Source organism: Flavobacterium sp., assembly GCF_028712645.1.
Lineage (GTDB): Bacteria > Bacteroidota > Bacteroidia > Flavobacteriales > Flavobacteriaceae > Flavobacterium.
The window spans coordinates 1-21,148 of sequence record NZ_JAQTPQ010000029.1 but is presented as its reverse complement, the minus strand read 5'-3'; the positions used below and the strand labels follow the sequence as shown (position 1 = coordinate 21,148).

Below are 21,148 nucleotides of genomic sequence, written 5' to 3'. Positions count from 1 at the left end.
TCGCCAAATAAATCTTTATAAAAATCGGCGCCATTTTTCAAACCTGTTAATATGCGTTCTCCTCTTGAATTTAAAATTACATCACTTCCGTTTACAAAATGATAAGAGGCAAGCATTTTCATTGTCATCAATTCAATTCTATTTTTGTCACCTTCTCGAAGAATATTATGTATCCAAAAAATGGCTTCTCTATCTGATGTAAAGTACGGAATTGTAAGTGCACCTAAAGAAGATGCTCGTTCTTTTGCTTGGTTTTCATCGGCAATTTGACTCATTGATTTTATCGAATTCATTTCTGCATCAGAATGAGTTGTCACACCCAAAATAGTAGTGTTAGCATTTGTAGTAACAATGTGTTTGTTTGCAATTTTTAGCCAAGGAGCTCCTTTTACATATTTTGCAGTAACATCATAACTGTTATTTCCTGTATCTCTATAAAGTTTTACTGGAAAAATTACTTTTTTGTGAGTAATTTCTGTGTAGCTTGTTTTTTCATAATAAACGGCTTCCACTAAAAACTCAACGTTATTGTAAGTATGCCATTTCCATTTTGGGTTGTCTGCCAATTTGAAAGTTGGTTTTTCTTTAACTGCAACATCATAACCCACATAAGCATCTTCTAATGATTTAAGTATTTCGGCTTCTGTTGGATTTGGAATACCATCGTACCAACTTTCGAACAAATAGGTTCTATCAAACACCCATTTTCCACCAATATAATTGTAGCGATATTCATTTCTTTCCCATCTTTTTATTTCTGGGTAAGCTGTTTTCCATTTGGTTTCCATACTTTTAATATACCATTTTTCAGTAAGTGTAGTATGAATGGTTCCTTTGCCTGGGATTAATTTTACTTCAATTGCTCCATCGCTTATTCCTTTTTGTTTGATAATTGCATCTGTAGGTTGTGCAAAAAGTAGCACTTGAAAAAGTAAAATTGATGCGTAAAATAACTTTTTCATTTTTTATAATTTTAAGGTGTTTATTACTTCATTAATGATAGTTTTTCCTTTTGAAATAAGTTCTTTACGAATGTTTTCATCTGTATAGCCTAAGTTGTTGTAATTTGTAAGATCAATGGTGTTTGTATTTAGAATCATTATTTCGTTGCCTTTTTTGGCAACCAATTGTCCACCTCCAATATTACTCCAAATTGCTTTGTCTGCAATGTCAGTTATAGCAATGGGTTTATCTTTTTCTTCTAAAAATGATTCTGGTTTGGTTAAGTCAAAAAAGTATTTTTCTGATTTTTCATCATTTAATTCTCCTGGAAAATAAAACATAAAATCTAAATGAAAACTTTGTAATCCAACGCCCCAATCATAAGAGCATTTTCCGTCGCTATCGTATTTTATAATAATTTCTTCCGCTGGAATATCAAATATTTTTCTTACTAATTCTTCAGTTACAATTGTAGATGGTTTTTTCATATCGTGTTCAGATTTTAAATTATTTTCTTCAATATTGGTTTGTACTAACTCTTTATTATTGGTTTTTTTATTCTTGCACTGTACTGTTAACAAGGAAATTGAAAAAACAAATATTGTTGCTATTATTCTTATTTTCATATTCTTGTGATTTTAAAGACTCCCGATATTTGAGATTATTTTGGGTTCTCCGTTAAGAGGTTTTATTATAGAAATTGGAGCAGGCATTCCTCTTTCGTCTAATTTTTTATCAATCCATATTTTATACCAATCGCCTTTAATATACGTTTCTTGATAACCATCTGTTCCGTTTGGAGTTAGAATACAACGGGTGATTTTTACAGGATAGCTGTATAATTGTGCATTTTGCCAGTCTTTTTTTAGACTATACATTTTTACATCTTCGGTAATTGCATACATTGAAGGAGTTAGTAAATTACCTCCTGCAATCTCTATTAATTTTTCAGCAGCAGCTTCTACGGATTCGCTTGTGGTTAAAATTTCTATGTATTTGTTAAGTACATTTACTACATCAGTAGGGATTTTACTCTTTTTTATTTCCTTTTTTTGAGAATAAAGATTGGCAGAAATAAAAAAAAGATTGCATACAATAAGTAGAAATAAAGGTTTCATTTTGGTTGCTTTCATAATATTTGAATATTAAAATTAAAGCGAATTCTTTAATGAACTCATTCAAAGTTATTGAGAAGCGGTTTAAAAATAGTGCTGAAATTAACTATTTTAGCGAAGTGTGGTTTTGGATAAGTGAACCTTTAAAAAAGTAGTGTGAAAATTATAGCAAATTAATTTTTTGCAATAATTCTTCTTTATATGTTTTGCCAATAACAATTTCTCGTTCATTTATAAGCACCGTATTTTCGAAAATACTTTCTATGTGCTTGATGTTTATTGTTGTAGATCGATGAATACGAATAAATTGATTTTTCGGTAATTTTTCTTCAACAGATTTTAAGGTATGTGTAATTAAATATTTATTGTCTGCCGTGTGCAAAAAACAATAATTGTCATAAGCTTCAAAGTAACAAACTTCTAAAGCTGGAATTTTTATAATTTTTCCTTGATGTTTTACAAAAAAATCATCGGACGTTTTTTTAGTTTCATTTTCTTGTATAGATGATTTTTTAAATATTCCTAAAGTTACATTTGCAAGTAAATTTTGTTCTGTAAATGGTTTTACAATATATCCCATAGGATTACATTGTTTTATGCGTTGTATAGTAATTGGGTCAGAAAGTGATGTGATAAAAATATACGGAATTTTTAAGCTAACATCAATTTTTTTTGCAAGATCAATACCATCAGTTTCTCCTTCTAATGTTATGTCTAACAAAACTAAATTAGGTTTTAGTTCGGATATTTCTTCAAAAGCATCTTCGGCATTGTCTGCATCGCCTACAATTTGAAAATGGTATTTTTTCAATACTGTTTCAATGGTTTGAGCAATTAAAGGCTCATCTTCTACAATATATATTTTGTTCATTATACTAAAGTAAATCGTTTCATTTTTATTGTTACCACAGTGCCGTTTTTGCTTTCAAAACTAAGTTTTCCTTTTAATTTTTTAGCAAGCGAATGTATTAATTTAATTCCAAATGATTCTGGGCTTGGTTCTTTTACAAAACCTTTTCCGTTATCGGAAATTATTAATTCTATTTCATCATTTATTTTATGTAAACTAACTTTTAACATTGGATTTTTTGCGTTTTTGTTAAAAGCGTGTTTAAAAACATTTGTAATTAATTCGTTAACAATCAATCCAATAGGTGTGATTGTATCGATATTGAAAACAAGCTTTTCAACAGCAATTTCGGTTTGAAGGTTTTTGATATAAGAACCTTGGTATTCGGTTAAATCATTAATTAAATCTGTCAGGTATTCTTGGGCGTTAATCCCTATAATTTCGTCTTTATTATACAAACGTTGATGAATTAAAATCATTGATCGAACACGGTTTTGAGCTTCTTTTAGTGCTTCGATAGCTGCTTTGTTTTCTAGACTTTCTGATTGCAAGTATAATAAACTGGAAACAATTTGAAAATTATTCTTCACTCTGTGATGTGTTTCTCTCAATAATAAGTTTTTTTCATCCACTAATTTTTCTAAAATTTGCTTTTGACTGGCTAATTTTTTCCGTTGTTTATTTACAATATATATGCTAGAAATAACAAAAATTAATATAAAAGCTAGGGCTATAATGTAGTTACGCAGTATTTTTTTTTCGTTGTCTTTTTCAATTAATTGTTGTTGTTGTTTTTCTGTTTCATAAACTATTTCTAGTTCGTTGAGGTTTCTATTGGATTCAATTGAGAAGACCGAATCTTTCATTTTTGTGTAAAGTTTGTAATAGCCAAATGCTGTTTCCGTATTTTGTAGTTTCTCATTAATTTGATATACAGAATGGTATAAATCGCTTAGTAATTCGTTTCGTTCATTCTCTTTAGCATATTTTATCGCCTTGTTGTAATAACTAAGGGATTGTTCTAGTTTGTTTTCTTTTTCAAAAACATTTCCTAAACCTTTATAACAAAAAGATAAATTATTATCGTCTTCATTTGCTAAAAGTACTTTTTCTCCTTCAAAATAGAATTTTTTTGCATTTTTTAAATCATTCATACAATAGTAAGCTTCGCCAATATTTACGATAGAAGTACCTAAGTCGTAATCACTTTTAATTTCTTTTGAAAGTTTCAATGTTTCTGTAGCATACCATAAAGCAGTATCGCAATGTTTTAGATTTTGGTGGATAATTCCAATATTGCTGTATGAATATAAAATGCCTTTTTTGTCTCTTAACTTTTCTTTTATTCGTAATGATTTAAAAAAATAAATCAGTGCTTTTTCATTCTCATTTTTTGTTCGATAAACTAAACCTATATTATTGTATGATTTAGCTAAATTTTGTTGGTCTTTTATAGTTCTTTGTATTTTAGCTGCCTGTATATAATAATCAAGTGCTTTAGCATAAATTCCTCTGTAATAATAACTTGCGCCAATATTTAAAAAAACTTTTGCCATCCCAATACTGTCATTAATACTTTTATAAGCATCATAACTCTTATTGTAATAAGAAATCGCTTCATTATATTTTCCGTGCATATCAAATGCAGAACCTAAGCAGGTATAGGATTCGGCTTTGTAATTTGGATAATTTTCTTTTGCAAGATTTAGTGCCTTTGTTGCATATCCAATTGATGCTCTAATATTGGTAGGTGCAATTTCCCAACTTAAATCATTTAATATTTTTATTTTTATCTCTTTATTTTTCGCTTTTTTAAGTTCTAATTTTAATGAGTCTATTACTGATTGACCATTCATACTGAATGGAATATGTAGTGATATAATTAATAATAAAAGAACATATTTTAAACACTTAAAATTCATATTTTGGAATTTATTGTTTTTTATTGATTATTGGGTGTTGTCCAAACCGATACGAATTTACACTCATAAACTTATAGCTAACAACAATTTCATAGTTTAATAATCAAGGCAAGAATATTTAGTTAAAGTTTTATAAACATAAACAATATTCTTCATATTTAATGTTATTTTGCACAAAAATTATATCATAATGGTTTTGCGTTTATTAATATTATGCGTCGTTCTTTTTATTATCGAACTATATGCCTATCAAGCATTAAGAACCTTAGTAAAATCAAAATGGATTTTACTCGCTTATCAAATAATAAGTGCCCTGCTCTTGGTTTTCATTGTTTATTCTTTCACAAAATTTGACCGTTCGATAGGACAAACCAGTCAAACTATGCGAACATTAGGCTTGCTACTTTTGATTTATATTCCCAAAATCATCTTGACTTTGCTATTATTTGGAGAGGACATTTACAGGATTAGCGTTGGCACAATCAATCATTTTGTCAAGTTTAACGATAGCATTGATTTCCTTCCTTCAAGACGAAAGTTTGTGAGTCAAATAGGATTAGGCTTAGCAGCTGTTCCGTTTTTTTCCTTGATTTATGGCATTACCATTGGAAAATACAATTATAAAGTAATCAAACAACAAATCTTTTTTCCTGATTTGCCAGATGCTTTTGATGGTTTTACTATAACTCAAATCTCTGATGTTCACAGCGGAAGTTTCGATAATCCAGAGAAAATTAATTATGCAATAGATTTGGTTAACGAGCAAAATTCGGATATGATTTTGTTTACTGGAGACATCGTTAATACTGATGCTAAGGAAATGCATCCTTGGTTAGACACTTTCAACAGAATTAAGGAACATAAGTACGGTAAATTTTCAGTGCTAGGTAATCACGATTATGGCGAATATGTAACTTGGCCATCAGATGCTGCTAAAGAAGAAAATTTTCAAGCCATCAAAAATTTGTATGGACGAATTGGTTTTAAATTGATGTTGAATGAAAATACTTTTATTGAAAAAGGAAGTGACAAAATTGCTTTGGTAGGAGTGGAAAACTGGGGAGTTAAATTTAAAAAGGCTGGAGATTTGCACAAAGCTTCACAAGGTTTATCAAAAGAAGAATTTAAAATTTTGATGAGTCATGATCCAAGTCATTGGGATGCCGAAATAAATAAACATCCAAAAGATTTTCATTTAACACTTTCGGGACATACACATGGCTTACAATTTGGAATTGAAATTCCTGGTTTTTTCAAGTGGAGTCCAGCGCAATATGTTTATGAACAATGGGCAGGTTTATATGAAAAAACAGGGAAGTATATTTATGTAAATAGAGGTTTTGGATTTCATGCTTATCCGGGAAGAGTAGGAATTATGCCTGAGATTACGGTCATCGAACTAAAAAAAGGCAAGAATGTGGCTTAATTCGTTTAAAATACTACATTTGTAAAATAAATATCTCTTTTCAATAGATTTAGAAAATTAAATTCGTTGGTTTTATGTCAAAATTTGGAGAACTTATAAGCACTCAAGTTCCTGTGTTAATTGATTTTTACACAGATTGGAACGAATCATCAGTTTCGATGCATCCCGTAATTAGGGATGTTGCCGCAGCTTTGGGCGATAAGGCAAAAGTTATAAAAATAGATGTCGATAAAAATCAGGAGTTGGCTGATGCTTTGCGCATTAAAGGCCTTCCTACCTTGATGATATATAAAGAAGGTCAAATGATCTGGAGACAATCTGGCGAATTAGATGCCAATACAATTATTGGTTTGGTTCAAGAACACCTTTAATCAATTTTTTCAAAAACAAATCCCCTTTCACTTAAGATTTCTAATGTTTTTGGCAATGTATATTCCAAATTCTGGAATGCTTTTGTGCTGTCGTGAAAAACGATTATACTTCCTGACTTTACATTATTCAAAACATTTTCCAAACACTTTTCTGGAGAAATTGTGCCGTCAAAATCAGCACTCAAAACGTCCCACATAATTATTTTATACCCTAATTTTTGCAGTTTTTTGGATTGCGACGGTTTTATTTTTCCGTAAGGCGGACGGAAGAGTTTAGATTGTAGATTGCTGATTTTTGATTTTAGATTTGAAATCGAATATTCACATAATTTCGTGTTTTTTAAATATTCTTCAGTCGAAGTTTTCCAGCCATTCAAATGGTTAAAAGTGTGATTCCCGATAGAATGATTGTTAGCAATCACTTTCAAGAAAATGTCAGGATGTTTTTCGATGTTTTTTCCAATGCAAAAAAAAGTGGCTTTGGCATTGTGTTTTTGTAATTCTTGCAGAACCCATTCAGTGATTTCTGGAGTTGGTCCGTCGTCGAAAGTGAGGTAGATTTTATTTTCAACATTAGGAATCTCCCAAATATAATTTTGGAATATTTTTTTTATGAGTGAATTTGTTTTTATCCAGTAGAAGCTCATTTTACAAAAATGAATTGTTGTTTTTATAGAATTATTTCCATCGAATTTGATAAGGATATGTTTCATAAACGGCATTGTCTTCATTTATAAAATATCCATCTTTAGGTTCATTCTTTGCTTCAACAAATAATTGAGTAGCTTCTTCTTTTTTGCCTAATTTAGCCAAACAGACTGCCTTGTAATATTTGGCGTCTGAAAGGGTAGGATATATTTTTAAGGCTTTGTCAAATATTAAAATTGCTTCTTCATATTGACTTTGTTCGTACTTAGAAATCCCATAATAAAACAAAGCAGTTGGATGTTCTAATCCTTGTCGGTTCTTGAAAATATCCTCATTGTATTCTTTGAAGAGTTTTTCGGCTTTGGCATATTCATTCAACTGTAAATAACATAAACCAATATAGAAATTATAGGAGTGATCCATTCTATAACCATTTCCATAAAGTTTGATACATTCTTCAAAATCTACTATGGCATCTCTGTATGATTTTACAAATATACACTTCATAAAAGCTCTATAAGGAAGCCATTCCTTTTTGTCATATTTTACCGCTTTGTCAAGATAAGCCATTCCAATTTCGTATTTTCTTGCTTTGAAATAGGGCATTGCCTTTTGTTGCCATAAATAAGCTATTGTGCTGTCTTTTTTTAATCCAGAATCCAAGCATTCTTGCCATTCTTTCATTTGAATGGTGTAGTTGTAATTTTCGGCACATTTAAAAGATTCTTCAATAATGGAGTCTTGTTGTTGTTTTCTAGATTCCAAAATGCTTTCAGGACTTTGTCCAAAAGAGAGCATTGCAAAAAACAAAGGCAATAAAAGAATTATTTTTTTCAACATCGTTACATTTTTTAATGCTCCTAATTATCTAATTTGTTACTCTTTTTCGCGACCAAAACGGGAAAACATTTTGATATACGTGTTGAAAGTAGATCGATTTTTATTATAAAATTGAACATCGCCACTTTCTTTCATTACTTGTAGCAAACTTCGGTAACGTTCGATGTCAGTAATGATATCGACAGCAATGTCAGCTTGTTCAAACGATTTTAGACCTACGTAATAGTTCAGGTTTTCTTTATATTTTGTCATTAATCGCTCTAGAAGTTGTTGGGCTTTAGTTTTTTCGCCCACTTCATAATAACCTCTTGCAAAAGGTTCAACCATCGAATAATAGCCAAACTTATCCAAAGGCATTTTTGTCATTACCAATTCGATAACCTTTTTTGCCTTGTCTATTTTTCCTTCGGCGATTAGTTTATCCATCAGTCTGGAAAGAACTGAACGATAGGAAATACTGTTCCTTCTAGTTTCGGTATCGTGATAAATATTGCCATCGCTATTGCCCCAATCCCATTTCATAACGATAGAATACATTTTGTCGGCATCAATGCCACCCATATCCATTGGACTTGAATCTTTTTCGAACTTCGTTTTTATTGGAACTAATTTGTAGAGCATTCCTTCTAATTGAAGATAGTCTTTCATCCATAAATAATCTTCATCATCAAATGCTCCTGGACTGAAATAGATAGGTCTTTTCCAATTGTTGTTGGCTACAATATCTAACATCATTAATCTATTCTTGTATAAAGCATTCCCTTTGATGGTGAGATCAATATAAGGAACAATGGAATCATTTTCTTTTACAGCTACCACTTTGTTCTGGATAATACTGTTTTTATCAACAGTAATTCTAATTTTATTTGTTGGATAAAAATGAATGGTTTGTCCGTTTTGCATTTCAACGGTAGCTTTTGGATTTTTTATAAAATTGATGAAATCTTTAATGTCCCAACGGCTGTCAATTTTTTGAATATGGGCCACATAGTCCAGTTTGTCACCCACGTATTCGTCGTGTGTAAATGAAATGGGTAAAGGTTCAGAATCATAAGCTTTGGCCTTCATTTGATCAATATACCAGTCAGTCATAAACAAGCTTGTGTTTACAATTTTTACATCGGTTCTTACGTGTTCAATTTCTTGGGCATACCAAAGAGGGAAGGTGTCGTTGTCACCAATGGTAAACAAAATAGCATTCGGATCACAAGAATTTAAATAGGATTTTGCCAAAGCCGTTGCAGTATATTTTCCTGAACGATCGTGATCATCCCAGTTTTGGTAAGCCATAAGAACTGGCACTGCTAATAAACTGGCAGTAATAATTATTGGCCCAGCTATTTTTGGAGCCAAATAACTACGAAAACTTTCATATAAGGAATATACTCCAAAACCTATCCAAATGGCGAATACGTAGAAGGAGCCTACCAAAGCATAATCTCTTTCTCGGGGTTCGAAGGGTCTTTCGTTGAGGTAAATTTTCAATGCGATTCCCATAAATAGGAATAAAACTAAAAGCACATAGAAACTTTTTCTATCTCTGCTAGCGTGATAAAATATACCTATGAGCCCTAAAATAAGGGGTAAAAAGAAATAGACATTACGGCCTTTGTTGTTCAACACATCTGAAGGTAAATTTTGTTGAGAACCTAAGTGTAACTCGTCTATTAATGTAATGCCGCTAAGCCAGTTTCCGTCTTGATAATCATATTTTCCTTGAATATCGTTCTGTTTACCAACGAAATTCCACATCAAATATCTGAAATACATATAACCAAATTGGTATTCCGCCATAAATCGTAAATTATCTATGGTTGATGGTTTTTCGACTATCAAATAATCGCCATAACTTTTTAGGAATTTTACATATCCTTGGTTATCAATTTGTTTTTGGGCATAAGCTTGTCTAAATTCTTGTATAGTTTTTTCAGTTTCATTTTTCAACTGTGCGATAGCTTTGTTGTAATCTTCCTCGGAAAGTTTGCTTGCATCAACACCATATTTGGCTAGGTCATCCTCATAAGGGTAGTCAGGATTTATTTTAAATGCTGGTGGATTTGTAAAGCTGATGTAATTCTCTATGTTATCACCACTCCACAATCTAGGTAAAATGGTTTTTTGTGCATCATCAGTATTTTGTTCGGCATTTTTGTAGTTGTTTACAATAATATACTTGCCGGATTTATAATCTCTTTCATAGTTAGGAGCCTTGTCTAAATAGGGATTTTTTTTGTCTAAACCTGCAAATGCTTCTGTATATTGCGGGCCATAGAATAATGGGTTTGAACCATATTGTTCCCTGTTGTAATAAGCTAAAACTTCTCGTGCATCGGATGGTTTATTCTCGTTGATTACCGTATTTGCATTGGCACGAATAGGCAGCATCATCCAAGTTGAAAATCCTATTAAGATAAATAAAATGCATAATACAAGAGTGTTGAGGTTTACATATCCTTTGTTACGTGTGAATTTTAAGCTGAAATAAAAGAAAGCAATTAGAAGTAAAACGACAAAAATTGTCCCTGAGTCAAACGGCATTCCTAATTCATTAACCATAAAAACTTCGGTTTTACCAAAGAAAGCCATCGTTAGGGGCAGAAGTAATTTAAAAATAAACAACAAAACTGCTATAACAACTATATTGGCAATAATGAAATTTTTGATAGTGACTTCCTTATAATGTTTGAAAAAATAAAGAAAACCTATCGCTGGAATAGTTAATAAAGCCATAAAATGGACACCAAAAGTAAGTCCAACAACCAGCGAAATTATCAACAACCATCGATTGCCTCGTGGAGTGTCCATATCTTGCTCCCATCGTAAACCCAACCAAAAAAGTAAAGCAATAAACAACGAAGCCATTGCATAAACTTCAGCTTCCACAGCGCTAGACCAAAAACTGTCTGAGAAAGTATAAGCGAGTGAGCCTACAAACGAACTTCCAAGAATAACGATGGAATTATTTTTATTTACTTCAGAATATTGCGAAATTATTTTCTTCAAAATCATCGAAGAAGACCAAAACATAAATAATATGGTAAACGCACTCGAGAAAACAGACATCATATTTACCATCAATGCAATATGAATGTCATCAATAGCAAACATTGCAAAAAAAGCACCAATCATTTGAAATAATGGAGCTCCAGGAGGGTGTCCTACTTGGAGCTTTGCTGATGTTGCAATATATTCACCGCAATCCCAAAAACTCATTGTAGGTTCAACTGTTAATGTGTATGTTACTAGTGCAATTGCAAATGCAAACCAACCAGTGATTGTATTCCATTTATTGAAATTGAAATTTGCCATATTTATATGCTAAAATTTAGTTTTATTTTATGATACAAAGAAAATGTTTTTTTATTTAACGACACGAGCATTAACAAAAAATTCTAAAAACGGGAATAGGATTAGTAATAGCTTGTTTTTAAGAGCTTCACAGATTGAAAAATCTTCAATAAAAAGTTTTTTGATAAAAAGAGATTAAAAATTTGTAAAAATTAAAATTTGTATTAAATTTGCACTCGCTTAACGGCAATGGAATTGGTCTATGGTGTAATGGTAACACAACTGTTTTTGGTGCAGTCTTTCAAGGTTCGAGTCCTTGTAGACCAACGGAAAGCCTTTCAATTTTGAAAGGCTTTTTTATTTTACGGAAAAATAGGAATTGCAAAAAGGATAAATTTTGATTTATAATTTTTGAAATCGAATTCTGAAGTTAAATAAATTTAAAAAAACGAGGTAAAATATTGTATATTAAAATCAAGAAACCTTTTTGTATCCACATTGATTTTTTGATTTATGAAAAAAAAACACTATATTTGCGCTGTTATTTACTAAAAAACTAGATAATGAGGCACGCATAGCGTGCCTCTTTTTATAAAATATGACATTTAAAGAAAAAATAAATACATTATTAACCGAGAGCCTTTTAGAAAAACCATCTGTTTTTTTGATTGACTTGGTTGTTACTGATGCTTTTAAAGTAATAGTGACTTTAGATGGCGACAATGGGGTGGCTTTGCAAGATTGTATTGATATTAGCCGTGCTATTGACGCTAATTTAGACAGAGAAGAACAAGATTTTTCTTTAGAAGTAGCATCTGTAGGGGTTGGATCTCCATTAAAAATGATTCGACAGTACAAAAAAAACGTTGGAAGAACATTGATTGTGAAATTAGCAACTGAAACAATTGAGGCAGAATTAGTTGAAGCTAATGATAATTTTATAATTTTGTCGTGGAAAGCAAGAGAACCTAAAAAAATTGGAAAAGGAAAAGAAACGGTTCAAAAAAGACAAGAAATACCGTATACAGAAATAAAAGAAGCAATTGTTACAGTAACATTTTAATTAATTAGTTGGCATGGAAAATTTAGCATTAATCGATTCATTTTCAGAGTTTAAAGACGATAAACTTATTGATCGTGTAACGCTTATGGCGATATTAGAAGATGTGTTTAGAAATGCATTGAAGAAAAAATTCGGATCGGATGATAATTTTGATATTATTATCAATCCTGATAAAGGAGATATGGAGATCTGGCAAAGAAGAGTTATCGTTGCTGATGATGATGTGGATTTAGATCATTTGGAGATTTCACTTACAGATGCTCGAAAAATTGAGCCTGATTTCGAAATTGGAGAAGAAGTTTCTGAGGAAGTAAAGCTAGTTGATTTAGGAAGAAGAGCTATTTTGGCTTTACGTCAAAACCTAATTTCTAAGATTCACGAACACGATAATACTAATCTTTACAAACAATTTAAAGATTTAATTGGCGAAATATATACTGCCGAAGTTCACCACGTTCGTCCAAGAGTAGTAATTTTGATTGATGATGAAGGAAACGAAATCATTCTTCCAAAAGAAAAACAAATACCATCTGATTTTTTCCGAAAAGGAGATAATGTTCGTGGAATCATTGAGAGCGTTGAATTGAAAGGAAATAAACCTCAAATAATTATGTCTAGAACTTCAGAGAAGTTTTTAGAAAAATTATTCGAACAAGAAATTCCGGAAGTTTTCGACGGTTTGATTATGGTTAAAAATGTAGTGAGAATTCCGGGTGAAAAAGCAAAAGTAGCAGTGGATTCTTACGATGATAGAATTGATCCAGTAGGTGCTTGTGTGGGAATGAAAGGATCTCGTATTCACGGAATTGTTCGAGAATTAGGAAACGAAAATATCGATGTTATCAATTACACTAGCAATATTCAATTGTATATTACAAGGGCGTTAAGTCCTGCAAAAGTATCTTCAATTAAAATTAATGAAGAAACCAAAAGAGCTGAAGTTTTCTTGAAATTAGAAGAAGTTTCTAAAGCAATCGGTAGAGGTGGACATAATATTAAATTAGCGGGTCAATTAACAGGTTATGAGCTTGATGTTATTCGTGAAGGAGATGTTGCCGGTGCTGCTGCAGATGAAGATGATGTTGAATTAACAGAGTTTTCAGATGAAATAGAAGAATGGGTTATTGAAGAATTTGCAAAAATTGGATTAGATACGGCAAAAAGTATTTTGAAACAAGACGTAAATGATTTAGTTAGAAGAACTGACCTAGAAGAGGAAACAATTCTAGATGTAATGAGAATACTTAAAGAAGAATTTGATAGCTAGTCTAGATTCTTAAAAAATAAATTTTAGACCTTATTTATGTCTCTTTCGAGAAGTTGAATAAGGAACAATAAAAAAGGTAATATTAAAAAGGTTTTATGTCTGAAGAGAAAGTTATTAGAATAAACAAAGTTTTAAGGGAATTAAACATTTCTTTAGAAAGAGCTGTGGATTATCTAAAAGATAAGGGCATTGCCGTTGAATCAAATCCCAACACAAAAATTTCTGACGATGTTTACAATGTTTTGTGTGATCAATTTGCAGGAGATAAAGGGAAAAAAGAAGCTTCAAAAGAGGTAGGAGAAGAGAAAAGAAAAGAGAAAGAAGCTTTGCGTGTTGAGCGCGAAAAAGAAATTGATGACAAACGCAAACAAGATGAAGAGCGTCTAAAAAGTCAAGAAGTTATAAAAGCGAGAGCTGTTGTAACGGGGCCTGTTCACGTTGGAAATATTGATCTTAATCCTAAAAAAGCAGCGGTGGTTTTACCTCCTTCAGTTGTTGAGATTAAAGAAATTCCAGTTGCTAAAATTCCTCAGGAAAAACCAATTCAAAAAGAAACTGTAACCGAAAAAGTTGTTTCAGACCAAAAAGAGGTTAAACCAGTTGCTGAAATAAAAGAGACCAAAATTGAAGCTGCTCCTGTTGGTAAAGACAAGGCGAAAACAGTAGAGATTCCTGCTGCTCCAGTTGAAGAAACTATTACGACAAAATACCATAAATTATCTGGAGCTACATTGACGGGTCAAACCATTGATTTATCTCAATTTAATAAACCAAAAAAGAAAAAAGAAGAGCCTAAAATTACGCCAAACAAACCCGGAACGCCTGGTGCTCCTGGAAGTGCGGCAAATAATGCTAATAAAAACAAACGAAAAAGGATTGCTCCAAAACCTGGTGCTCCAAGACCACCTGCGACTCCTGGAGTTCCGGGTGCGCCAAATCCTAATAAAATTACTCCTAATGCTGGAGGCGGTGGATTTAATGCTAACAGAGGGGCTAGACCTGGTTTTGTAAAAGGCGCAAGGCCTGCAATTACAGCCAAAGTTGAGCCAACAGAGGAAGAAGTTAAAAATCAAATTAGAGAGACTTTAGAGAAACTGCAAGGAAAAGGTGGTAAATCGAAAGCAGCTAAATATAGAAGAGACAAAAGAGACACCCATCGTCAAAAATCAGATGATGAGCAAAGAGCTTTAGACGAAGGAAGCAAAACTATTAAAGTTACCGAGTTTGTGACTGTTGGTGAAATTGCCATTATGATGGATGTGCCAATTACAAAAGTAATCGGAACTTGTATGTCATTGGGTATTATGGTGACGCAAAACCAACGTTTGGATGCTGAAACATTGACCATTGTTGCTGATGAATTTGGATATGAAGTTGAATTCATAACTGTTGATATTGAAGAAGCCATCCAAGTTGTTCCAGACAAAGAGGAAGATTTGGTTTACAGAGCTCCTATCGTAACAGTAATGGGTCACGTCGATCACGGTAAAACATCTTTACTGGATTATATTCGTAAAGAAAATGTTATCGCTGGTGAATCTGGAGGAATTACACAACACATTGGTGCTTATGGAGTAACCTTGGAAGATGGTCAAAAAATAGCCTTCCTTGATACGCCAGGTCACGAAGCGTTTACAGCAATGCGTGCTCGTGGTGCTCAAGTAACAGATATTGCAATTATTGTGGTTGCTGCCGATGATGACATTATGCCACAAACCAAAGAGGCCATTTCTCATGCTCAAGCAGCTAGTGTTCCAATCATTTTTGCCATCAATAAAATTGATAAGCCAAATGCTAATGTTGAAAAAATCAAAGAAAAATTAGCAGGTATGAATTTACTTGTCGAAGATTGGGGTGGAAAAATTCAATCTCATGATATTTCGGCAAAATTTGGAACAGGAGTAAAAGAATTATTAGAAAAAGTTTTATTAGAAGCTGAGCTTTTAGATTTAAAAGCAAATCCAAATAAACCTGCTTCGGGAACTGTTGTTGAAGCATTCTTGGATAAAGGAAAAGGATATGTTTCTACCATTTTAGTTCAGGATGGAACTTTAAAAATAGGAGATTATATGCTCGCTGGGAAACATCATGGTAAAATTAAAGCAATGCATGACGAAAGAGGGAATGTGGTTAAAATTGCTGGACCTTCAACACCTGTATCGGTTTTAGGATTAGATGGTGCAGCAACAGCAGGTGACAAGTTCAACGTTTTTGAAGACGAAAAAGAAGCCAAACAAATTGCTTCAAAACGTTCTCAATTAATGCGAGAACAATCCGTTCGTACACAACGTCATATTACTTTAGATGAAATTGGACGTCGTATAGCTCTTGGACAATTTAAAGAATTAAACATTATCCTTAAAGGTGACGTGGATGGTTCTGTTGAAGCCTTATCTGATTCGTTCTCTAAATTATCTACCGAAGAAATACAAATCAATATCATCCATAAAGGTGTTGGAGCAATTACTGAAACTGACGTAATGTTGGCTTCTGCTTCTGATGCAATTATTATCGGATTTAATGTTCGTCCTGCTGGAAATGCAAGACAATTAGCCGATAAAGAAGAAATAGACATCCGTTATTATTCTATCATTTACGCCGCTATCGACGACTTGAAAGATGCGATGGAAGGAATGCTCGCTCCAGAAATGAAAGAAGAAGTTCTGGGAACTGCAGAAGTTAGAGAATTATTCAAAATTTCTAAAGTGGGAACCATTGCAGGATGTATGGTTATGGACGGAAAAATTGCCAGAAATGCCAAAATCCGAATCATTAGAGAAGGTGTGGTTGTCTTTACAGGAGAGCTTATCGCCTTGAAACGTTTCAAAGACGATGTCAAAGAAGTAGCCAAAGGCTATGATTGTGGTATTCAAATTAAAGGATACAATGACATCGAAGAAAGAGATGTTATTGAAGCTTTCCACGAAGTTGCTATCAAAAAGAAATTGAAATAGATTTTTTCAATAATATAAGCATAAAAAAATCCCGAGTAATCGGGATTTTTTTATGCTAAAACAAGCCGTGTAACTCAGCATCGATTTTATTGATAATCATTCCCAAATCTTCTGGATTATCTACAAAATTAATGTTGTCCACATCAATAATTAGCAATTTTCCTTTGGTGTAAGTTTGAATCCAAGCTTCATAACGTTCATTTAATCTATTGAGGTAGTCAATAGAAATTGTGTTTTCATATTCTCGACCGCGTTTGTGAATTTGGCTCACTAAATTAGGGATTGAACTTCTTAAATAAATAAGCATATCAGGTGCTTTAACTGTAGACTCCATTAGTTCAAACAGCGAAGAATAATTTTGAAAATCACGGTTAGTCATTAAACCCATTGCATGAAGGTTAGGTGCAAAAATATTAGCATCTTCATAAATAGTTCTGTCCTGAATTATTTTCTTACCACTTTCACGAATTTGAATCACTTGACGAAAACGGCTATTGAGGAAATAAATTTGTAAATTAAATGACCAACGCTCCATTTGGTGGTAAAAATCGTCCAAATAAGGGTTGTCAACTACGTCTTCAAAATGAGGTTCCCATTTAAAATGTTTTGCTAATAAACGTGTCAAAGTCGTTTTTCCTGCGCCTATGTTTCCTGCTATTGCTATGTGCATTATGGTATTGTGATTTTATAATTCGTAATTTCTTGATTGGTAAAAATAGACAAAATTTGGTCTTTGTAGAAGAAATTTTTAAATGATTTCTCAACATTTTCAATTAATTGGATGCTCTTTTTTGATAAGTCTTGAAGATATAATTTTCCATCTTTCGAAAAAATAACAACTTGGTCCGAAACAAGTTGAATTTGATCAAAATCAGAAATTTTCCCCAGGGAGGTAATTTTTCCAAAAATGTCGCAAGAATACCAATTGTTTTTGTTATCTATCCATTCAAAAGTATTTAAATTAGAATCATAATATTTGAAATTCCCTTGAACGGAATTTGTTATCGAATGGAAATTATTATTCAGATAATCGAAAAGCCCAATTTGTTGCGACAAACTATTGTAAATCCATAACTTGTTTTGTGAAGCATTTCCCGTAGCTGATACTATTATTGGAATATCATTTTTGGAAAAATTTATTTTTTGGGTTTCATTCAACTGATTGTCCAACATAATAATGGTATTGAAGTTTTCATAAAATAAAACAATTCTTAGTGGATTTAGGATGTCAACTCGGGTAATTTCACCTAAAGAAATATTTTTATATTGCCACAATTCATTTTTGTATTTCTTGAAAAGCACATTGTTTTTGATGTAATACAAATTCTCCAAGCTGTCAAAACCAACAAATTCATCGGCATCAATTTTTTGATTTGAAACGAATTGGGCTTTCAAGGTTTGTTTTTGTGCGACTGCCAAGACAAATTGCAAGGAAAAAAGAAGTAGAATTATTTTTTTCATATTGAGATAAAAAGCTAATTTACGAAAAATAGAATTAGACCGTCGGACTTTATTAATAATCTAAAAAAAACAAAAACCCTGACCAAAAATAGTCAGGGTTCTCTTTGCGAACTTCGCGTATAACTTTGCTTGCTTTATAATTAAATATTACAACCCAAAAGCACTTTTTACTTGATCTACAAAATCTAATTTTTCCCAAGTAAATAATTCAACTGTAACGGTTTTTTCTATTCCTCCAGGAGCAGAGAAAGTTTTTGTTACGGTTTCTGGAGTACGACCCATATGTCCGTAAGCTGCGGTTTCGCTATAAATAGGATTTCTCAATTTCAAACGTTGCTCAATAAAATAAGGACGCATATCAAAAAGAGATTCTACTTTTTTGGCAATTTTACCATTGGTCAAATTCACTTTTGAAGTTCCGTAAGTTTCAATGAAAATTCCCATTGGTTTTGCAACTCCAATAGCATAAGAAACCTGAACCAAAATCTCATCGGCAACACCAGCTGCAACAAGGTTTTTGGCGATATGACGTGTAGCATAAGCCGCACTTCTATCTACTTTACTTGGATCTTTACCAGAAAAAGCACCACCACCGTGAGCACCTTTTCCACCGTAAGTGTCAACAATAATTTTTCTACCTGTTAATCCACTATCACCGTGAGGTCCGCCAATTACGAATTTTCCGGTTGGATTGATATGATAAGTAATTTTATCGTTGAATAAATGAGCATATTGAGGGTTGTTTTTGATGATTCTTGGAATCAAAATGCCAACTAAATCACTTTTGATTTTTGCCAACATCGCAGCTTCCTCATCAAAATCATCGTGTTGAGTCGAAATTACGATTGCATCTATTCGAGTTGGTTTGTTGTTGTCGTCATATTCTAAAGTTACCTGTGATTTTGCGTCTGGGCGCAAATAAGTAATTTCATTATTTTCACGACGAATTACAGCAAGTTCTTGTAATAATTTATGAGATAAATCTAAAGCCAAAGGCATAAAATTCTCCGTTTCGTTGGTGGCGTAACCAAACATCATTCCTTGATCTCCAGCACCTTGTTCTTCTTTACTCGCTCTGTCAACTCCTTGATTGATGTCAGCAGATTGTTCGTGAATGGCTGAAAGAACACCACAAGAATTGGCTTCAAACATATATTCACTTTTGGTATAACCAATTTTCTTGATAACATCTCTTGCGATAGTTTGAACATCTAAATAAGTTTCAGATTTCACTTCGCCTGCCAAAACTACCAATCCTGTTGTTACTAATGTTTCACAAGCAACCTTCGATTCTGGATCGAATGCTAAGAAATTGTCGATTAATGCATCTGAAATTTGATCAGCTACTTTGTCTGGATGCCCTTCGCTCACTGACTCTGACGTAAATAAATAAGCCATAATAAAAATTATTTTTTAAATTAATTTGGAAAAAATGAAGATTGCGAGAAAAGACTAAAGGAGGATTTCTGCTTTAGCATTTTTTTAACGAGGTTGCAATCAGTTCAAATTTTTCCTCTAATATTTGAGTGCAAATGTATGAAACCAAATTGAATTGCAAATTATTCTTAATCTTTTTTTTGATGTTAAAAAGCAGAATAGAGAATTGACGCATTCTTGTGTACACTTATATTACTAATTTTCTTAAATGTTATTTTTTTAAAAAATATTTGGATATCTAAATAATAGTTTGCATTTTTGCTTCATCAAAAAGAACAAAATGAATTTAAATGTTTGCAATATTTCTAAAACCATGCAGGAAAAATCCTGTGGGTCGTTAGTTGCTTAAATTTTAAAACAAAATAATATAGCAAAAGCCTCCCACAAAACGGGAGGCTTTTTTTTTGAATTTTAATAGACACAAAAAACAAACACTATGAACAACTTACAGCAAAAACAAATGAATATGTGCAATGTCAAATCGATGATTTGTAACAATGTCATGACATATACTTATGTCTGTTGATTCCGAAAGTAGAAGTTTATCATACAACTTAAAACCCTTTTGGATTCGTTTCTAAAAGGGTTTTTTGTTTCTCTGACTTGAAAGTTTCGGGATATTTAAAACATAAAAATCAAAATAAGAACTGAAAATAATTCAGTTTTAAAATCTTAAATCAATTAAAATAAAAATTATGAGTACTTCAAAATTCGCAACAAAAGCATTACACGCAGGACACGACGTTACTAAAACAGCAGGGACAAGGGCGGTGCCTATTTATCAAACTAGTTCTTATGTGTTTAATAATTCAGATCACGCAGCCAATTTATTTGGACTTGCAGAAGCGGGTTTTATTTACACCCGACTGAATAATCCAACAAACGATATCCTGGAACAACGATTAGCAGCTCTCGAAGGCGGAATAGCAGCAGTAGTTACAGCCTCGGGAACGGCAGCCATTGCAACATCATTATTGGTTTTACTCAAGACGGGCGATCACATCGTGGCTTCCAATAGTTTATATGGAGGAACCTATAACTTATTGAGTGCCACTTTGCCAAGATTGGGAATCACAACCACGTTTGTAGATCCATCAGACGCTGCTAATTTTACTAAAGCTGCTAATGAAAACACAAAAGTATTTTTTGCAGAAAGTTTAGGAAATCCAAAATTAGATGTCTTGGATTTGAAAGCCATATCAGCAGAAGCCAAATTGTTTAAAGTTCCGTTTATTGTTGACAATACGGTTGCCTCACCTTATTTGCTAAACCCAATTGAACACGGAGCTAATATTGTGATTCATTCCTTAACCAAATATATTTCAGGAAATGGAACTTCATTAGGAGGAGCTGTTATAGATGCAGGAACATTCGATTGGAGCAGCGGAAAGTTTCCTGAATTTACAGAACCATCAGCAAGTTATCACGGATTAGTGTATCACGAAGCACTGGGAAATGCTGCTTTTATTGCCAAAGTTCGTGTCGAAGGTTTGCGGGATTATGGAGCAGCTTTGAGTCCGTTTAATGCTTTTCAAATTATTCAGGGACTCGAAACTTTACCCGT

The 21,148-nt window shown here is 32.5% G+C and carries 17 protein-coding genes and 1 tRNA gene; 7 read left to right on the top strand and 11 right to left on the bottom strand.

Annotated elements, in window-relative coordinates:
• The 5 genes from PHC28_RS03850 to PHC28_RS03830 all read right to left on the bottom strand — a co-directional run.
• Positions 1 to 962, bottom strand: a 962-nt coding sequence (locus PHC28_RS03850; RefSeq protein ID WP_300096667.1) for a hypothetical protein, incomplete at its 3' end; no start/stop codon positions are given.
• Between the two features lie 3 nt (positions 963 to 965).
• Positions 966 to 1,568, bottom strand: coding sequence for a hypothetical protein (locus PHC28_RS03845; RefSeq protein ID WP_300096666.1), 603 nt, complete (start codon positions 1,566 to 1,568; stop codon positions 966 to 968).
• Positions 1,569 to 1,580: 12 nt separating this feature from the next.
• Positions 1,581 to 2,075, bottom strand: coding sequence for a hypothetical protein (locus PHC28_RS03840; RefSeq protein ID WP_300096665.1), 495 nt, complete (start codon positions 2,073 to 2,075; stop codon positions 1,581 to 1,583).
• Positions 2,076 to 2,220: 145 nt separating this feature from the next.
• The gene (locus PHC28_RS03835) at positions 2,221 to 2,928 is read right to left on the bottom strand and encodes a response regulator (protein WP_300096664.1); all 708 of its coding nucleotides are present in this window, start codon (positions 2,926 to 2,928) and stop codon (positions 2,221 to 2,223) included.
• Positions 2,928 to 4,829, bottom strand: coding sequence for a tetratricopeptide repeat protein (locus PHC28_RS03830; RefSeq protein WP_300096663.1), 1,902 nt, complete (start codon positions 4,827 to 4,829; stop codon positions 2,928 to 2,930). The genes PHC28_RS03835 and PHC28_RS03830 overlap by 1 nt, the downstream gene beginning before the upstream one ends.
• Positions 4,830 to 5,019: 190 nt before the next feature.
• Between PHC28_RS03830 and PHC28_RS03825 the strand changes: the two genes are divergently transcribed.
• Together PHC28_RS03825 and PHC28_RS03820 are read left to right on the top strand one after the other, a co-directional pair.
• Complete coding sequence (locus PHC28_RS03825; protein ID WP_300096662.1) at positions 5,020 to 6,255, top strand: metallophosphoesterase; 1,236 nt, start codon at positions 5,020 to 5,022, stop codon at positions 6,253 to 6,255.
• Positions 6,256 to 6,329: 74 nt separating this feature from the next.
• On the top strand, positions 6,330 to 6,626 hold the full coding sequence (locus tag PHC28_RS03820; RefSeq protein WP_300096661.1) for a co-chaperone YbbN: 297 nt from the start codon (positions 6,330 to 6,332) through the stop codon (positions 6,624 to 6,626).
• Here the strand turns inward: PHC28_RS03820 and PHC28_RS03815 are convergent.
• From PHC28_RS03815 to PHC28_RS03805, 3 genes are read right to left on the bottom strand one after another with little or no spacing between them, the layout of a single operon-like run.
• Positions 6,623 to 7,273, bottom strand: coding sequence for a polysaccharide deacetylase family protein (locus PHC28_RS03815; RefSeq protein ID WP_300096660.1), 651 nt, complete (start codon positions 7,271 to 7,273; stop codon positions 6,623 to 6,625). The genes PHC28_RS03820 and PHC28_RS03815 overlap by 4 nt on opposite strands.
• 31 nt (positions 7,274 to 7,304) lie before the next feature.
• Positions 7,305 to 8,114 (bottom strand): tetratricopeptide repeat protein, encoded by an 810-nt coding sequence (locus PHC28_RS03810; RefSeq protein ID WP_300096659.1) that lies wholly within the window; start codon positions 8,112 to 8,114, stop codon positions 7,305 to 7,307.
• 36 nt (positions 8,115 to 8,150) lie between these two features.
• Complete coding sequence (locus PHC28_RS03805) at positions 8,151 to 11,423, bottom strand: DUF2723 domain-containing protein (protein WP_300096658.1); 3,273 nt, start codon at positions 11,421 to 11,423, stop codon at positions 8,151 to 8,153.
• A 235-nt stretch (positions 11,424 to 11,658) separates the two neighbouring features.
• On the opposite strand from PHC28_RS03805, the gene PHC28_RS03800 reads away from it, so the two are divergent.
• The 4 genes from PHC28_RS03800 to infB all read left to right on the top strand — a co-directional run bounded on the left by PHC28_RS03800 (position 11,659) and on the right by infB (position 16,686).
• A tRNA-Gln gene (locus PHC28_RS03800) sits at positions 11,659 to 11,729 on the top strand.
• 271 nt (positions 11,730 to 12,000) lie between these two features.
• Positions 12,001 to 12,465: a ribosome assembly cofactor RimP gene (gene rimP / locus PHC28_RS03795; RefSeq protein ID WP_300096657.1), complete on the top strand. Its 465-nt coding sequence runs from the start codon at positions 12,001 to 12,003 to the stop codon at positions 12,463 to 12,465.
• A gap of 13 nt (positions 12,466 to 12,478) precedes the next feature.
• Positions 12,479 to 13,732 carry a transcription termination factor NusA gene (gene nusA / locus PHC28_RS03790; protein ID WP_300096656.1) on the top strand — a complete coding sequence of 418 codons (1,254 nt, stop codon included), beginning with the start codon at positions 12,479 to 12,481 and terminating at the stop codon, positions 13,730 to 13,732.
• Positions 13,733 to 13,827: 95 nt separating this feature from the next.
• On the top strand, positions 13,828 to 16,686 hold the full coding sequence (infB, locus tag PHC28_RS03785) for a translation initiation factor IF-2 (protein WP_300096655.1): 2,859 nt from the start codon (positions 13,828 to 13,830) through the stop codon (positions 16,684 to 16,686).
• A gap of 55 nt (positions 16,687 to 16,741) precedes the next feature.
• Here infB and PHC28_RS03780 read toward each other — a convergent pair whose 3' ends face one another.
• The 3 genes from PHC28_RS03780 to metK all read right to left on the bottom strand — a co-directional run bounded on the left by PHC28_RS03780 (position 16,742) and on the right by metK (position 19,545).
• Positions 16,742 to 17,356: a deoxynucleoside kinase gene (locus tag PHC28_RS03780; RefSeq protein WP_300096654.1), complete on the bottom strand. Its 615-nt coding sequence runs from the start codon at positions 17,354 to 17,356 to the stop codon at positions 16,742 to 16,744.
• Entirely contained in the window at positions 17,356 to 18,147 is a 792-nt protein-coding gene (locus tag PHC28_RS03775; RefSeq protein WP_300096653.1) for a hypothetical protein, read from the bottom strand. Before PHC28_RS03775 ends, PHC28_RS03780 begins: the two co-directional genes overlap by 1 nt.
• 147 nt (positions 18,148 to 18,294) lie before the next feature.
• A complete protein-coding gene (metK, locus tag PHC28_RS03770) occupies positions 18,295 to 19,545 on the bottom strand; it encodes a methionine adenosyltransferase (RefSeq protein ID WP_300096652.1) in 1,251 nt (416 codons plus the stop codon).
• Between the two features lie 734 nt (positions 19,546 to 20,279).
• Between metK and PHC28_RS03765 the strand changes: the two genes are divergently transcribed.
• A partial coding sequence (locus PHC28_RS03765) for an O-acetylhomoserine aminocarboxypropyltransferase/cysteine synthase family protein (protein WP_300096651.1) occupies positions 20,280 to 21,148 on the top strand: 869 nt, incomplete at its 3' end.

What these genes read in the sequence shown, in the direction of transcription:
- PHC28_RS03845 (WP_300096666.1), bottom strand. Translation starts at nt 1,568, where the DNA reads ATGAAAATAAGAATAATAGCAACAATATTTGTTTTTTCAATTTCCTTG.
- PHC28_RS03840 (WP_300096665.1), bottom strand. Translation starts at nt 2,075, where the DNA reads ATGAAAGCAACCAAAATGAAACCTTTATTTCTACTTATTGTATGCAAT.
- PHC28_RS03835 (WP_300096664.1), bottom strand. Translation starts at nt 2,928, where the DNA reads ATGAACAAAATATATATTGTAGAAGATGAGCCTTTAATTGCTCAAACC.
- PHC28_RS03830 (WP_300096663.1), bottom strand. Translation starts at nt 4,829, where the DNA reads ATGAATTTTAAGTGTTTAAAATATGTTCTTTTATTATTAATTATATCA.
- PHC28_RS03825 (WP_300096662.1), top strand. Translation starts at nt 5,020, where the DNA reads ATGGTTTTGCGTTTATTAATATTATGCGTCGTTCTTTTTATTATCGAA.
- PHC28_RS03820 (WP_300096661.1), top strand. Translation starts at nt 6,330, where the DNA reads ATGTCAAAATTTGGAGAACTTATAAGCACTCAAGTTCCTGTGTTAATT.
- PHC28_RS03815 (WP_300096660.1), bottom strand. Translation starts at nt 7,273, where the DNA reads ATGAGCTTCTACTGGATAAAAACAAATTCACTCATAAAAAAAATATTC.
- PHC28_RS03810 (WP_300096659.1), bottom strand. Translation starts at nt 8,114, where the DNA reads ATGTTGAAAAAAATAATTCTTTTATTGCCTTTGTTTTTTGCAATGCTC.
- PHC28_RS03805 (WP_300096658.1), bottom strand. Translation starts at nt 11,423, where the DNA reads ATGGCAAATTTCAATTTCAATAAATGGAATACAATCACTGGTTGGTTT.
- rimP (WP_300096657.1), top strand. Translation starts at nt 12,001, where the DNA reads ATGACATTTAAAGAAAAAATAAATACATTATTAACCGAGAGCCTTTTA.
- nusA (WP_300096656.1), top strand. Translation starts at nt 12,479, where the DNA reads ATGGAAAATTTAGCATTAATCGATTCATTTTCAGAGTTTAAAGACGAT.
- infB (WP_300096655.1), top strand. Translation starts at nt 13,828, where the DNA reads ATGTCTGAAGAGAAAGTTATTAGAATAAACAAAGTTTTAAGGGAATTA.
- PHC28_RS03780 (WP_300096654.1), bottom strand. Translation starts at nt 17,356, where the DNA reads ATGCACATAGCAATAGCAGGAAACATAGGCGCAGGAAAAACGACTTTG.
- PHC28_RS03775 (WP_300096653.1), bottom strand. Translation starts at nt 18,147, where the DNA reads ATGAAAAAAATAATTCTACTTCTTTTTTCCTTGCAATTTGTCTTGGCA.
- metK (WP_300096652.1), bottom strand. Translation starts at nt 19,545, where the DNA reads ATGGCTTATTTATTTACGTCAGAGTCAGTGAGCGAAGGGCATCCAGAC.